This is a genomic window from Bacillus testis (assembly GCF_001243895.1).
Lineage (GTDB): Bacteria > Bacillota > Bacilli > Bacillales > DSM-1321 > Bacillus_AD > Bacillus_AD testis.
On the sequence record NZ_LN851186.1, the window covers coordinates 3,218,971 to 3,234,328 of the forward strand.

General features: G+C 44.2%; 11 protein-coding genes and 1 other annotated feature. Of the genes, 5 read left to right on the forward strand and 6 right to left on the reverse strand.

The genetic code is table 11. The features are described 5' to 3' along the window. The first annotated feature begins 211 nt into the window (after window positions 1-211). The gene (gene rpsD, locus BN1765_RS15940) at window positions 212-817 is read left to right on the forward strand and encodes a 30S ribosomal protein S4 (protein ID WP_050616069.1); all 606 of its coding nucleotides are present in this window, start codon (window positions 212-214) and stop codon (window positions 815-817) included. Window positions 818-882: 65 nt separating this feature from the next. Here rpsD and BN1765_RS20605 read toward each other — a convergent pair whose 3' ends face one another. Continuing rightward, complete coding sequence (locus tag BN1765_RS20605; RefSeq protein ID WP_261797564.1) at window positions 883-1,008, reverse strand: hypothetical protein; 126 nt, start codon at window positions 1,006-1,008, stop codon at window positions 883-885. Between the two features lie 241 nt (window positions 1,009-1,249). Next, on the reverse strand, window positions 1,250-2,515 hold the full coding sequence (gene tyrS, locus BN1765_RS15945) for a tyrosine--tRNA ligase (RefSeq protein WP_050616070.1): 1,266 nt from the start codon (window positions 2,513-2,515) through the stop codon (window positions 1,250-1,252). 52 nt (window positions 2,516-2,567) lie between these two features. After that, window positions 2,568-2,800, reverse strand: a binding site (T-box leader). Between the two features lie 218 nt (window positions 2,801-3,018). Here tyrS and BN1765_RS15950 point away from each other — a divergent pair. Further along, on the forward strand, window positions 3,019-5,967 hold the full coding sequence (locus BN1765_RS15950; RefSeq protein WP_069203043.1) for a transglycosylase domain-containing protein: 2,949 nt from the start codon (window positions 3,019-3,021) through the stop codon (window positions 5,965-5,967). Window positions 5,968-6,029: 62 nt separating this feature from the next. On the opposite strand, the gene acsA is transcribed toward BN1765_RS15950, so the two are convergent. Next, window positions 6,030-7,748: an acetate--CoA ligase gene (acsA, locus tag BN1765_RS15955; protein WP_050616071.1), complete on the reverse strand. Its 1,719-nt coding sequence runs from the start codon at window positions 7,746-7,748 to the stop codon at window positions 6,030-6,032. A gap of 245 nt (window positions 7,749-7,993) precedes the next feature. On the opposite strand from acsA, the gene BN1765_RS15960 reads away from it, so the two are divergent. Genes BN1765_RS15960 through BN1765_RS15970 form a run of 3 tightly spaced genes read left to right on the forward strand, consistent with a single transcriptional unit; the run spans window position 7,994 to window position 10,504 of the window. Continuing rightward, a complete protein-coding gene (locus tag BN1765_RS15960) occupies window positions 7,994-8,626 on the forward strand; it encodes a GNAT family N-acetyltransferase (protein ID WP_050616072.1) in 633 nt (210 codons plus the stop codon). Window positions 8,627-8,684: 58 nt separating this feature from the next. Continuing rightward, window positions 8,685-9,332, forward strand: coding sequence for an acetoin utilization AcuB family protein (locus BN1765_RS15965; RefSeq protein WP_050616073.1), 648 nt, complete (start codon window positions 8,685-8,687; stop codon window positions 9,330-9,332). Further along, the gene (locus BN1765_RS15970) at window positions 9,329-10,504 is read left to right on the forward strand and encodes an acetoin utilization protein AcuC (protein ID WP_050616074.1); all 1,176 of its coding nucleotides are present in this window, start codon (window positions 9,329-9,331) and stop codon (window positions 10,502-10,504) included. Before BN1765_RS15965 ends, BN1765_RS15970 begins: the two co-directional genes overlap by 4 nt. A gap of 42 nt (window positions 10,505-10,546) precedes the next feature. Here the strand turns inward: BN1765_RS15970 and BN1765_RS15975 are convergent, their stop codons facing one another. The 3 genes from BN1765_RS15975 to ccpA form a co-directional block, all read right to left on the reverse strand. Further along, on the reverse strand, window positions 10,547-11,839 hold the full coding sequence (locus BN1765_RS15975; protein WP_050616075.1) for an Nramp family divalent metal transporter: 1,293 nt from the start codon (window positions 11,837-11,839) through the stop codon (window positions 10,547-10,549). A 364-nt stretch (window positions 11,840-12,203) separates the two neighbouring features. Continuing rightward, on the reverse strand, window positions 12,204-13,739 hold the full coding sequence (locus BN1765_RS15980; protein WP_050616076.1) for an FAD-dependent oxidoreductase: 1,536 nt from the start codon (window positions 13,737-13,739) through the stop codon (window positions 12,204-12,206). 314 nt (window positions 13,740-14,053) lie between these two features. Continuing rightward, window positions 14,054-15,052, reverse strand: coding sequence for a catabolite control protein A (ccpA, locus tag BN1765_RS15985; protein ID WP_050616077.1), 999 nt, complete (start codon window positions 15,050-15,052; stop codon window positions 14,054-14,056). Between the last annotated feature and the right edge of the window lie 306 nt (window positions 15,053-15,358).

A 15,358-nucleotide genomic window follows, 5' to 3' on the forward strand; every position in this document is an offset into this window, starting at 1 on the left:
ACTTTGCTTGCTCTCCATTATATAATGGCAATTGTGTAAAATATGCGGCTTGTGCAAACGTATTGTGAACGCATTTTATTCCTCCGATCGAGAGGTGTATCTTGTAACCCTTGGCTGCTAGGGCGAGGATGCATGAAAATAAAATGGTCACGACATTGTTTTCACTACTGTTTTTATTTTACAAAATAAAAACAAAGAGGAGGAGTCATTCATGGCTCGTTATACAGGTCCAAGCTGGAAACTTTCCCGTCGTCTTGGAATTTCATTATCTGGAACAGGTAAGGAACTTGAAAAACGCCCTTACGCTCCTGGACAACATGGTCCAAACCAACGTAAAAAGCTAACTGAATATGGTCTTCAGTTGCAAGAAAAACAAAAGCTTCGTCATATGTACGGAGTAAACGAACGTCAATTCCGTACTATTTTCGATAGAGCGGCTAAGATGAAAACTGGTATCCTTGGTGAAAACTTCATGGCACTTCTTGAATCTCGCCTTGATAACCTAGTTTACCGTTTAGGTTTGGCACGCACTCGCCGCCAAGCTCGCCAACTTGTTAACCACGGACATATCCTTGTTGATGGAAAACGCGTTGATATTCCTTCATACAAAGTAACTCCTGGCCAAACAATCTCTGTTCGTGAAAAATCACGCAACCTTGACATCATCAAAGAAGCAATCGAAGTGAACAACTTCACTCCTGATTTCGTAACTTTCGATGCTGACAAGCTAGAAGGTACTTTCACTCGTTTACCAGAACGTTCTGAAATGCCTGCTGAAATTAACGAAGCTCTTATCGTTGAGTGGTACTCACGGTAGTAGCAAAAAAATCCCTATCCTTTATTGGATGGGGATTTTTTTATACATCAATCCTCAGACTGGCATTAAAACGGTTCGCATAGCTCTTCAATCTCTCCTATTCTTGCAAACCCTCTCTTCCACTTACCGGAAATGCTTTCCAAGCCATAAAACAGCCCCCCAGCTCCTACTGGATCAATATCTTCACCCAAATCGGCTCCTCCTTGAATGAATCAGTTGTAAGCAAACACCATATAGCCGCCCTAGCGTATCGATGACATGGCCGCTGCTTTTGAACGTCAGGCGCAGGAAACCTGCAAGATCGATCATCATCTAACAAAAGAAGAAATCAAAACAATAAGGCTGTAAAACATTGTGCTATTTATATTAGCTTGCGGCAACGCGAAAAGGAGCAAGCATGACTGCTTGCTCCCGCTTAAAAGATTTTTGATATTAATATTGAATCAACGTATATTTCTTTTTGCCGCGGCGGATAATCGTAAATTGTCCATCCATCCGGTCGCTTTCTGTAACCATGTATTGGACGTCCGTCACTTTTTCGCCATTTACACTGATAGCGCCATTTGTGATATCTTCACGGGCCTGGCGTTTGGACGGGGATATTTTGGCATTAACCAGCAAGTCGACAAGCAACATATCGTCTTTGTTTTCAGGCTGATAGGAAGGCATATCCTTGAAACCTTGTTTGATTTCGTCAGCAGTCAGTGATTTGACATCGCCGCTGAACAAAGCCTGCGTAATATTCTTTGCCGTATCCAATGCCTCCTGGCCATGTACCAGACGGGTCATTTCTTCAGCCAAAGCTTTTTGCGCTTTGCGAAGATGAGGCTCTGTGCGCAAGGATTCCTCCAATGCTTCGATTTCTTCTCTGGAAAGGAACGTAAAGATTTTCAAATACTTAACGGTATCCAAGTCGGCTGTGTTGATCCAGAATTGATAGAACTCGTACGGAGTGGTTTTTTCAGCATCAAGCCATACTGCGCCGCTTTCCGTTTTTCCGAACTTGGTTCCATCTGCTTTTGTGACAAGCGGAATGGTCAGTCCGTACGCTTTCGAACCTTCTCCTTGCAATTTGCGGATCATTTCCAGACCTGTCGTAATGTTGCCCCATTGGTCGCTGCCTCCGATTTGCAGTTTACAGTTGTATGTTTCATACAAGTGGTTGAAATCGATTGCCTGCAGAATCGTATACGTGAATTCAGTATAGGATATGCCTGCTTCCAGACGGGAAGAAACGATATCCTTAGAAAGCATGTAGTTAACGCCGATATGCTTTCCGTAATCGCGCAAGAAGGTAATCATGTCCAGAGAACTGATCCAATCATAGTTATTTGTCATGATTGCCCCATTTTCTCCTTCAAAAGAAAAGAGTCTTTCCATCTGCTTTTTCAAGCAATCTACATTATGCTGAATCGTCTCTACGGATTGCAGCTGGCGCTCTTGTTTCTTGCCGCTTGGGTCTCCAATCATGCCGGTCGCTCCGCCAACCAAAATAATCGGCTTATGGCCATGCTGTTGGAAACGGCGCAGCGTCAGGAATGGCAGCAAGTGGCCGATATGCATGGAATCAGCTGTTGGGTCAACGCCGCAGTATAAAGCAGTGCTTTCCTTTTCCAATTGTTCCTGCAAACCTTCTTCATCTGTTTGTTGGTAAATAATGCCTCTCCATTGTAGGTCCTGCAACAATTCTTTACTCATCTTGTTTCCTCCTGGAAATTTATTTATGCATACAAAAAAGCCCCTTCATCACTGAAGGGGCGAAAGTATCGCGGTACCACCCAACTTGAGGACCCGAAAAGGGTATCCTCCACTCTGAACCGATAACGGCATTTTTTGCCGTTTGCCGCTACTGACCGGATGCTTCCGGCGTTCCCGACAAATGCTCGAGGCGGTAATTCATGTTCTATATATACCGGTTCACACCAACCACCGGCTCTCTTAAACAGTGATAGAAACACTACTGAAGCCTGTCATAGCAACGCTATTTAACCTGCATTTTTAAAATCTTACTGTATTCTATAATATCACATTTTAATTGTCAACTTCATCCGGGAACATCTGCATTCTCCTCCAACCACTCCCCCAAAAGTATATCCCAGCACCATTCCACCCAATCGTAATTTAACAAATTTACAATTCGGTTCCCTTTTCACCTAGGCGATTATGATATAATAAATTCTGAATTTCAGGGGGTTGAATAAATGAATGAAAACCGGAAGCCCAACAAAATGAAAGAGCTTCTCCGCAAGCTGCAACATGAAGACAACAAGCGCCGTTACCGCATTGCCTATCAAGTTATCTGGAATCTTTTATTGGTATTTATCATTTTAGGTGTGCTGGGAGCAGCCTTTGCTGGCGGAGCCGGAGCTGGCTATTTTGCCTCACTTGTCCAAAAAGAGCCAATCCGGTCAAAAGCAGAGCTTGCAAAGGATATTTACAATTACGAAGAAACGTCGGAATTTTACTTTGCAGGCAATACATACCTGGGCAAGCTCAGAACTGACTTAGAAAGAGAAGAAGTGCCGCTGTCGCAAATGCCCAAATATTTGAAAGACGCAGTAATCGCCACCGAAGATGAAAATTTCTATAAGCACGAAGGAGTCGTGCCGAAGGCCATCATTCGCGCGGTCATCCAGGAAATGACCAACTCCAGCGTGCAATCCGGCGGAAGTACACTAACACAACAGCTCATCAAACAGCAAATCCTGACAAACGAAGTCTCATTCGACCGCAAAGCAAAAGAAATCCTCCTTGCATTGCGTCTGGAAAAGTTCTTCACCAAGGATGATATTCTGGAAGCGTATTTGAATATCTCACCATTCGGCAGAAATTCCTCTGGAACCAATATCGCAGGTGTACAAGCTGCTGCTAAAGGAATTTTCGGAAAAGACGTCAAAAACCTCAACTTGGCACAGTCAGCTTATATAGCAGGACTTCCACAAAGTCCTTTCGGCTATACACCATTTACCAACCAAGGAACGCGCAAGGAAAATCTCGAGCCTGGCCTAAACAGGCAAAAAATCGTCCTTAACCGGATGTACAGCGGCGGCTTTATCTCAGAAAAAGAATACAATGAAGCCATGGCCTATGATGTGACGAAAGATTTCATCCCTGCAAGGCCGCCTGCATACGAAAAATACCCAAGTTTGACCGCTGAAATCGAAAGACGGTCAATCGAGATTATTTCTGCTTATCTGGCAAACAAAGACGGTATTTCAGAAACGGAATTAAACAAAAACAAAGACATACAGAATAAGTACCGCTTGCTTGCAGATCAAGCAATCCGGCAAAATGGTTACAGAATCCACACTACCATCAATAAGGACATGTTCGACAAAATGGATCAAGTGACCAAAAACTTCCCGTATTACGGAAACTCAAAACACACAGAAATAAAGGATCCGCAAACAGGAAAAGTAATATCGGCTTTTCAAGAACCTGTGGAAACCGGAGCTATGTTAATCGAAAACAAAACAGGCAAAATATTGAGCTTTGTGGGCGGCCGGGATTATAAAAGGGAAGCGATGAATCATGCTACTCAAGCGTTAAGGCCTAACGGGTCGACTATGAAGCCATTGGTTGTCTACGCTCCAGCCATTGAAATGGGAAAACTGGCTCCAGGCTCTCTTGTGCTGGATGCACCGCTTTATTATTCAGGATATACTCCGAGTAATTACACAGGCACTTTTAAGGGACTAATGACAGCACGCGAAGCATTAAAAACATCGCAAAATATACCTGCAGTCAAGTTTTATTTGGATATTCTCAACAAACGGCCTGCTGAATATCTCGCTAAAATGGGTGTTACCAGCTTGACTGAAGGAGATTATTACCATCCTTCATTAGCTCTTGGAGGGCTAGATAAAGGTATTTCAGTTGAAGAAAACGTCAATGCCTATGCAACTTTTGCAAATGAAGGGAAATTCGTCGATGCTTATATGATTGAAAAAATTGAGACAAAAAAAGGCGAAGTCATCTATCAGCATAAAAGCAATACAGTCGACGTATTCTCGCCACAGACCGCCTATTTGACAATCGATATGATGAGGGATGTCATCTCAAGCGGTACCGCTACTTCTCTTCGGAACCGCCTGAACTTCTCAAGCGATTTCGCAGGAAAGACTGGAACAGGCCAGGATTACAAAGATGCATGGTTTGTCGCCACCAACCCGAACGTAACATTTGGTGTATGGACAGGCTACGACCATCCTAAACCATTGGAACAGACCTATAAAGGCCTGTCATACAGTAAACGCAATATTTACTTATGGGCCGACTTAATGAATGCAGCCTACTCGGTAGACCCTGCATTGATTGGCACTAAAAAACGGTTCCGGATGCCGGAAGGACTGGTCAACAAATCCTATTGCTCCGCACTTGGCTTGTCGCAGGATGTTTGTACGAAAGCAGGAATTGGGACAGACCTATATCCAGCTAATTTTGCGATGAATATTCAAAAAGCAAATATGAGCACTGGAAAATTTGTGACTGTCGGCGATCAGCGCTATCTGGCATTAGATTCTACGCCGAGCGACTTTGTGGAAAGCGGCGCCATATTATCAGGCGATTTTCTTAAAATGATAGCTGGCCCGTATATTTCGACAAGCAATTTGCCTGCCCAATTCAGCGGATTCGGAGGAGGAGGTAGCGCCGCCGCCATGTCAGAGAACGGCCGGGCTCCTTATGCATTCCCTATTAGGTCAAGTGGTAATACGATTACCTGGGGAGCGCATGGCGACAACGATATTATCGGCTACCGGGTGTATAACAATAACCGTAAAGTCGCCACAATAAAGGCCGGGCAAACATTAAGCTATTCCGGCGGACCAGGCTCTTATACGGTAAAAGCAGTCGATATTGCAGGAAATGAATCACCAGCTTCTAACGCTGTAGTCATTGGGGGAGGAGAACGAGCAGCGGCACCGTCAGCAATAGAAAACGGGCAAACCGGCGAACCTTCCCGGTCACCGAGCAACCAGGTGACCCCTCCTGCCGACAAGCCGGAGGAACAACAAGCGGATACTGGCACCCAACCTAGCCAAGGAAACGGAAGACCGAATGATCATGCTGCCGGAAATACGACCCCACCATCCGGGCCTGCAGACAGTCCGGAAGCGAATGCGAATGCACCACGGCAGCCAAATAACTAAACAATCTATAATCCTTACATCAAAAAAGCCGGCACATATTGTGCCGGCCTTTTGATTCTCCATCAATCTTCCATTGTAGATACATCGCCTGTAGGCAAATCTAATTCCCAAGCTTTCAAGACGCGTCTCATTATTTTACCGCTTCTTGTTTTAGGAAGCTTATCCTTAAATTCAATTTCCCGGGGAGCCGCATGGGCAGCCAACCCCTTACGGACAAATTGGCGGATTTCTTCAATTAGCTCATCTGATTCTTCGTAGCCGTCACGCAAGGCAATAAAAGCTTTGATGATCTCTCCTCTTACCGGGTCAGGTTTGCCGATTACCCCGGCTTCAGCCACAGCGGGGTGCTCGACCAGTTTGCTCTCCACCTCGAAAGGCCCAACCCGCTCTCCTGAAGTCATAATGACATCATCCACACGCCCCTGAAACCAGAAATAACCGTCTTCGTCCATATAGGCTGAATCTCCCGAAACATACCAATCCCCTGGCATAAAATAAGATTCATATTTTTGCGGATTATTCCAGATGCTGCTCATCATGGAAGGCCACCCTCGCTTAACAGCCAAGTTGCCCATGCGGTTAGGAGGCAGCTCTTGTCCCTGGTCATCCACAATCGCCGCCTTGATTCCCGGCAGAGGTTTCCCCATGCTTCCCGGCTTGATTTCAAGACAAGGGTAATTGCAGATCACTTGTGCGCCTGTTTCAGTCATCCACCATGTATCGTGGATACGCAACTGGAATACTTTCATCCCCCAACGGATCACTTCCGGGTTCAAAGGCTCGCCGACGGAAAGGATGTGGCGGAGCGAGCTCAGGTCAAATTTCTTCACGACTTCATCTCCAGCGCCCATCAGCATGCGGAATGAAGTAGGAGCACTGTACCAAACAGTAACGCCGTAATCTTCAATCGTCTTATACCAAGCTTCCGGTTTAAAACGGCCTCCGACCACTACATTGGTCGCTCCGTTCAGCCATGGCCCGAAGATTCCGTAAGAGGTTCCTGTAACCCAACCAGGATCGGCTGTGCACCAATACACATCCGTTTCTTTCAGGTCAAGTACCCACTTTGCACTCTGATAGTGCTGAATCATGGCATTATGTACATGCAGGACACCCTTAGGCTTTCCGGTGCTTCCAGAAGTATAGTGAAGCAAAAGGCCATCTTCACGGTCCACCCATTCTATGGCCAATTCTTTGCTCGCATCCTTGAAACAAGAAAGATAATCAATGATTTTACCCTCTTCCGAAACATGATCACCCACTACAAATACATGCTCAAGTTTTGGAAGATCATCCAGCGGAATTCGAGGCAATAATTCCGGAGTTGTCACAATGACCTTCGCTTCGCTGTCCGAAAGCCGGTCCCTCACTGCGCCTTCCATAAACGCTTCGAATAACGGACCGACGATCGCTCCTATCTTGATAGCGCCAAGGACAGCAAAATACAATTCAGGGGAACGGGGCATAAAGATGAATACACGGTCCCCTTTTTCCACATTAGCCGCATTTCTTAATACATTTCCGGCTTTATTTGAAAGCTCTTTCATTTCTTTGAACGTATATTTTTCTTCGCGGTCGGCATTTCGGTAATATAAAGCGACCTTGTTTTTCCTAACTCCTAAAGTATGGCGATCGATTGCTTCGTAAGCCATATTCACTTTGCCTGTTTCATACCAGGAAAAGCTTTTCTCAACGTCTTCCCACTGAAAATGTTTTTGCATGTCTTCATAGTTCTCCAAATTATAGGAACCCTGTATGACCGGCAATTTTTCTATTTTCATCCCCGCATCTCCCCTTTTTTAGAAGTTTCCCTATTATTATATATGAAAGGAAAATTATTCACAATTTTTAAAATTATTCAAAGACGCTAACTTTTACTATTTCTGTAAATTTTGATATGATGTATTAACGTTCATTCACTGTATAATCTAGCTATTGGAAGAGAATGAACAAAAGGGAAAAGATTATTAATAGCTTGCTCTTATATGCCATAATATAGTTATCCTTTACATAAGGCGGTGAAAAAATGGAGCACAGGAAAACCTACAATGCCAAAGAATTGAAAACGCCCCAGGGAAGCGTGCTGATTGAAGGGCCGGTCTTGCCCGAGAATCTAAAAAAATATGGATTCCATGAAGGGCTTGTCGCCTTCCGCCCTCCCCTTCAACAACAAAAAGCAATCTATGAAATATCGCAGCTTCCGGAAGGGAGAATCGTGATTGCCCGACATAATGACACCATCATCGGTTATGTCACCTTTCTATATCCGGACCCTCTGGAAAGATGGTCGGAAGGAAATATGGAAGATCTGCTTGAACTGGGAGCGATTGAAGTGATCAGCGACTATCGTGGCTGCGGCATTGGCAAAAACATGCTGCGGGTAGCCATGATGGATGATGCAATGGAAGATTTCATTATAATCACAACTGAGTATTATTGGCATTGGGACTTAAAAGGAACAGGCTTGAACGTATGGGAATACCGAAAAATCATGGAAAAAATGATGAATGCCGGCGGGCTTGAATACTTCGCCACAGATGATCCTGAGATCTCCTCCCATCCCGCTAATTGCTTGATGGCGCGCATCGGCAAACGGGTAGGAATGGACTCGATCCAGGCGTTCGACCAATTGCGATTTATGAATCGCTATATGTATTAGCCAATTGATATCGATATAAGAGATTGCTAGAGATTCATCAAAAAAGGGGATGTCATACATGTTATTAGAAGAAATCATGAGCCGGGACCTGGTTACATTAACAGAGGCAAATACAATTCATGAGGCATTCGACATCATGAGGAAACACCATATCCGCCACTTGCCCATCGTTGATGAACAACAACATCTCGTCGGCCTGGTATCGAACCAGGATATCCGGGACGCCACTCCATCCATTTTCCGTTCCACTCACTTTCTCGAAGACCTGCAGCAACCTCTGAAAGCTATTCTAAAGAAGGATGTAATTACTGGCCATCCGCTAGATTTTGTTGAAGATGTTGCTGCTGTGTTCTATGAAAATAAAATCGGCTGCATGCCCGTTTTGCTGGACGGCAAATTAGTCGGGATTGTAACCGAAACGGATTTATTGCATACATTCGTTAAATTGACAGGTGCCAACCAACCTGGTTCGCATATTCAAATAAAAGTCCGCAACAAACCAGGCATACTAAGCGATGTAGCCGCTATTTTTAAAGAAAAAAAAGTTAATATCCATAGTGTTCTGGTTTATCCTGCTCCTGATAACGATCTGTTTAAAATCCTTGTAATCCGTGTCCAAACAATGAATCCCTCCCTTGTTATCAAGGAGCTTAGAGACAAAGGATATGACATCCAATGGCCGGAAATCCCGGGGATGCCGCTATGAAACATGCATTATTTGTCTACTCAGAGGAACAGCTGCGTTATAAATTTAATGACGACCATCCATTTAACCAGTTGAGGCTTAAATTAACACTCGATTTGCTGCGTTCCTGTAACAGCATTTCAGACGACCAAATCATCGCTCCACGGATGGCAACCGATGAAGAGTTATGCCTAGTGCATGACCCTGACTATGTAAACGCTGTCAAGCAAGCGGGGCAGGGATTGCTTTCTGAAGAACGAGCAGCCAATTATGGGCTAGGAACAGAAGATACCCCTATTTTCCCTGGCATGCACGAAGCCAGCGCTCTCTTAGTAGGCGGGACTTTGACAGCCGTCGATGCTGTCATGGAAGGAAAAGCACAGCATGCCCTCAATCTGGGAGGAGGCCTTCATCATGGCTTCCGCGGTAAGGCATCCGGCTTTTGCATCTATAACGACAGTTCAGTCGCCATCAAATATCTTCAGAAAAAATACAATGCCCGAGTATTATACATTGATACGGACGCCCATCATGGCGATGGCGTACAGTGGTCTTTCTACGACGATGAACAGGTCTGCACCTTTTCCATCCATGAAACAGGGCGCTACCTTTTCCCAGGCACAGGCAATGTCAATGAAAGAGGCCAAGGACAAGGCTATGGTTATTCCTTTAATATACCGATTGATGCTTTTACCGAGGATGAATCCTTCTTGAATTCGTATACAACTGCCTTCAGGGAAATTATCGAATTTTTTAGGCCTGATGTTATCCTTACCCAAAACGGAGCAGACGCCCACTACTTAGATCCTCTCACACATCTATCTGCAACGATGAAAATCTATGAAGAAATCCCAAAACTCGCCCATGAAATGGCCCACCAATACTGCGGCGGCAAGTGGATTGCCGTAGGAGGCGGAGGATATGATATATGGCGGGTGGTTCCAAGGGCTTGGGCCCGTATATGGTTGGAAATGTCCGGCACAAAACCGCAGTCCGGCAAGATTCCCCAAGTTTGGCTAGATCAATGGCAGCCCGTCGCCCCCATAGCGCTTGCCACCACATGGGAAGACCCGGTAAATATGTATAAACCGATTCCACGAAAACAAGAAATTACAGAGAAAAATCAACAGATGCTCGATAAATGCCTCTATCCCATCCGCAATGCTAAAACGGCGGATACCTCGCAAGGCTAAATCGATGAAAAAGCGGCCTGGATGACCAGGCCGCTTTCTTTATTATCCCCAAAAAGTATCATACAAGATAAATAGATTCAATGCGATGATAATCACCGAAATCCCCCAGGCAACAGAAGTAGTCACCTTATGGTTGACCATGCCGCCCATGATTTTTTTGTTGCTTGTAAACATAATCAACGGAACCAAAGCAAAAGCTATGCCAAATGACAACGCCACCTGGCTCATGACCAAGGCATAGGTTGGATTTATTCCCAACGCTATGAGGACAATAGGCGGAATCATGGTAACAAGCCGTCTAATATATAGAGGAATATGCATTTTGGTGAAGCCCTGCATAATAATATCGCCTGACATGGTCCCAACAGATGAACTTGATAACCCGGCAATCAATAGGCCAACGCCAAACAGGATTGCGGAAACCGGTCCGATTAAATGGTCGAACTGCTGATAGGCCACATCCAAGTCCTCGATGTTTAAACCATTTTTGAAAAATAGCGCTGCTGCCACGATGAGCATACTGGCATTGATGGCTCCCGCTATCAACATCGCGATAACGATATCTATAAATTCAAAGCGAAAGATTTTTTTCCGCTCGTTTTCCGTCGCGCCAATCACCCTGTTCTGCGTAAGCGCTGAGTGCAGATAAATAGCATGAGGCATAACAGTCGCACCTAATATACCGGCGGCCAGCAGTATGCTATCCACACCCTGAAATTTAGGTTCGAACAGACCTGCCAGCAACGGGCTGATTTCCGGTTCCGCATAAAACACTTGGATGCCGAACGCCAGAACGACAATCAACACCATCCCCGTAATCACTATTTCCAATGGGCGAAAACCGCGTTGCTGTATAGCTAAAATTGCAAAGGACAGCACAGCCGTGATTAATGCTGCGGGCACTAATGGAATGCCAAATAATAAGTTCATTCCAAGTGCTGCTCCAATAAATTCAGCCAAATCAGTCGCCATAATAACCAATTCGCCTTGTATCCATAAGCCAATGGAAACAGATTTTGGGAAATGCTCCCTGGCTACTTCAGGCAAATTCTTTCCGGTCGCAATCCCCAGCTTGGCAGAAAGCGATTGTATCAGTACAGCCATCAAATTTGAGAGGGCAATCACCCATAATAAAAGATATCCATATTGCGAACCTGCGGCTATATTAGTGGCAAAATTTCCGGGATCAATATATGCCACAGAAGCAATGAAAGCCGGACCAAGGAAAGGGAGTATTCTTTTCCACCCTTTTGTTTTCCCTTCCAATGTCATTCGCGCCAAATCTATCTTTTCTTTAGGCTGAGATTTATTTTGCTTAGTGGTGTCATCAATCATAGTTTGTCCCCCCTGTTACTGCTACGCATATTATAATCTGTAAAAAATGAAGGCTATTTTCATAACTCCATATTCTTAGTAATATATAACCATTTGGCATTCGTTCCCGGCTACGTATACTCCCGTGGGAAAGCCGGCGAATACAGTGAGTGAAGAATTTTCTTCACAGCACGGAACGATTTTAAAAACCGCCCAAAAAGTTTCCTTAACGCAAATTATATTACTAAGCACAACTTTCTGCAAATAATGTACCTCTTGATTGCTTAACAGATGCTAATTATATTCCCCTTCCGCGAAAAAAATATGCACCCCTCGCTAAATTGCAGGTAAAAAGCCTCCAAATAAGAGGTTTGGAGGCTTTTGTCTATCTTTTTTCATCCAATCTTTTAAGCGGTTTAGTTGCCGGCCCTTCCAGCACTTCCCCTTGATATGAAAAACGGGAACCATGGCAAGGGCAATCCCAGCTTTTATCACCGCTGTTCCATTTTACTTCGCAGCCTAAATGGGTGCATGTTGTATCAACCATATGCAATTGGCCCATTTCGTCCCTGTAGGCTCCCGCCCTTTTTCCATCTATAACAACCGTTCCGCCTTCTCCGGCAGCAAGTTCCTCAACAGTCTGGTCTGGCCTATCTAATTTGCCCTTGATTAACTGCTTGGCAACATCAGCATTGAAGGATATAACATTACCTAATGAAGGATTTATATCAAAACGTGATGGATTGTACAATTGTTGATATTCGCTCTCTTTTCCTAAAATCAAATCACGCAGAAGCAAAGCGCCTGCAGTGCCATTTGTCATCCCCCACTTATCGTAACCGGTAGCAATAAACAGATTGGATTCACCAGAAGTCTGATGGCCAATATAAGGAATGCCATCAAGGGTTTTTAGGTCTTGCGCCGACCAGCGGTACTCGGCCTTATCGATCTTGAATGTTTCCTTTGCATATTGCAGCAGGGCATTATAATGACGGGCTTCCTCTATGCCCTGTCCCGTTTTATGGCCATCGCCGCCGATCAGCAGCAACTGGTCTCCATTATCCAAAGGAGTGGCTCTGATAGACCTTTTAGGTTTTTCAGCACTGATATACATGCCCCCGGCATACTCAGTCTTGCTGCGGGCACCGATGACATAAGAACGCTGTGGTTCCAACCTAGCAAAATAGAATCCTTTCTTATCGTAGAATGGGAAATGGGTCGCCATAACGAGTTGTTTGCCTTTGAGAACATTTCCATCCCTTAATTTGACCTGTATTAGGTTCCCGGTTTCCACATCAACAGCCGGTGTCTGTTCCAAGATGGTGCCGCCTTCTTTGATTATCTCTGACACAAAATAATTCAGGTACTTCACCGGATGGAATTGGGCCTGGCCTTCCATAGCAATAGCTGATTTCACATCAAGGCCTATAGGAATATTGGCTGTCAGCGAGCCATGAATCCCCAACGTTTGATAAGCTTTATATTCACGTTCCAACTTAGATAGATAATCATCATCATTCGTGAAGACATAAGCATCTTGCACACTGTAATCGCAACTGATTTGTTGTTGTTTAATTTGGCTTCTGATGAAGCTGAGCGCCTCAGCATTGGCCTGATAGTACATTTGTGCTTTTTCTCTGCCCGCTTCATTCAATAATCGGTCATATATAAGCCCATGCTGTGCGGTTACCTTTGCAGTTGTGTGCCCCGTAGTTCCATTCATCACTCTTCCTGCATCGAAAAGAATGACACGGACGCCGGCTTTAACTAATAAGTATGCGAGCGTGATTCCAGTAATCCCCGCCCCGGCAATGATCACGTCTGCATCGGCGAGCTCCACTTTTTTCTCCGTATGCGGCCTTTTGCTTGATTCCAGCCAATAGGATTCCGGCTTATCAGGTTCCAGTTTAAATTGGTCCATTTCATTTTCTCCTTGTTTTTGGCTGTTCCTCCAAACTCCAATGCGCTGATGAATCCAACTAATTAAGACATATAGCTTCCGGAAAGCAGCCTTGATTTGCTATTATCCAATTTATCCACAAATTTCGGACCACAAACATATTTATCTGCCATTTAAAAAATACGTGGGATAAACAACGAAAAAGCGCACTAAAAAACACCCCTTAAAAGGTCGAGAATGTCTAGCTTTTAAGGGGTGTTCAAAGATTGAGTTTATTTTTTTAATAAAGATTGCTTTTTTGCTTGCAGAGAAAAGGTAACCGATTCCTACAAAGATTAGTTGGTTGAATTCCGTTGCTCAAGACGGTGCGGCAGAACCACTGTTGATTCTTCAACTGTTTCTTTGTTCATTAACTTAGTCAGCAATCTCATTGCCACAGCACCGATATCGTAAAGAGGCTGGACAACTGTTGTAATTTGCGGTCTAACCATCAACGTCAATTTTGTATTATCGAATGAGATCACTTCAATATCTTCTGGAACGGAGAAACCATGATCTTGCGCAGCATGGACGACTCCTACTGCCATTTCATCCGCACCAGCCAAAATGGCATCCGGTTTTTCATCCAATTGGCGCAATCGGTCAAATGCCTCGATGCCGGAATCGTAGGAGTAATCTCCTTCCACTACATAATTTTCATTGAATGAGATGCCATTCTTTTCAAGAGCCGCTTTGTATCCGGACAATTTAGCACGATTAATCGGTGCCTCCGGATTGCCAAGTACAATAGCAATTTTTTTCCGTCCGCGTGATATGAAATCCTGCACACTGTCGTAGGCTGCTTTTTCATAGTCGATATTAACGGATGGTATTTGACCCGAAGTATCAAGCGAACCAGCCAGTACTACCGGAACCGGGGACTTGCGGAATTCTTCCACATGCTGCTCGGTGATATGGCCGCCCATGAAAATAAAACCGTCTACTTGTTTTCCCAACATCGTATTGAACAGATGCAATTCTTTATCTTGATTTTCATCCGAGTTGCTCAAAATAATATTATATTTGTACATTGTCGCGATATCTTCAATTCCTCGTGCCAGTTCAGCAAAAAAGATATTTGAAATGTCCGGAATAATGATCCCTACTGTTGTCGTTTTTTTGCTGGCCAACCCTCTAGCCACAGCATTAGGACGATATCCCAACCGTGCAATTACCTCATTTACTTTTTTTCTGGTAGCCGGTTTTACGTTTGGATTACCGTTCACTACACGTGAAACAGTAGCCATTGATACATTGGCTTCTCTTGCTACGTCGTAAATGGTTATGTTGTTCATTTGTCAGAACTCCTTCAGCTAGTAATTTAGTCTATGAATGAATATCTTTTCGTTATGTCATATTTAATGAGATGAATATATATACGTATTCATCTCTTGTTCATGATTACACAATAGCCCGTACAAGAGGACCTCAAGGATCCTCTATTAATACTCTATAATACGATAAAGATCAAAAGACTTCAATGTTGCTTTATCATTTTACCGCAATCCTGCATCAATATGCCAGTACTCACTCCTATTATACCCTCTTTTTTACGAGAATATTTTTATTATTTTCTGAAAATTATAACATATTTGTGAAGA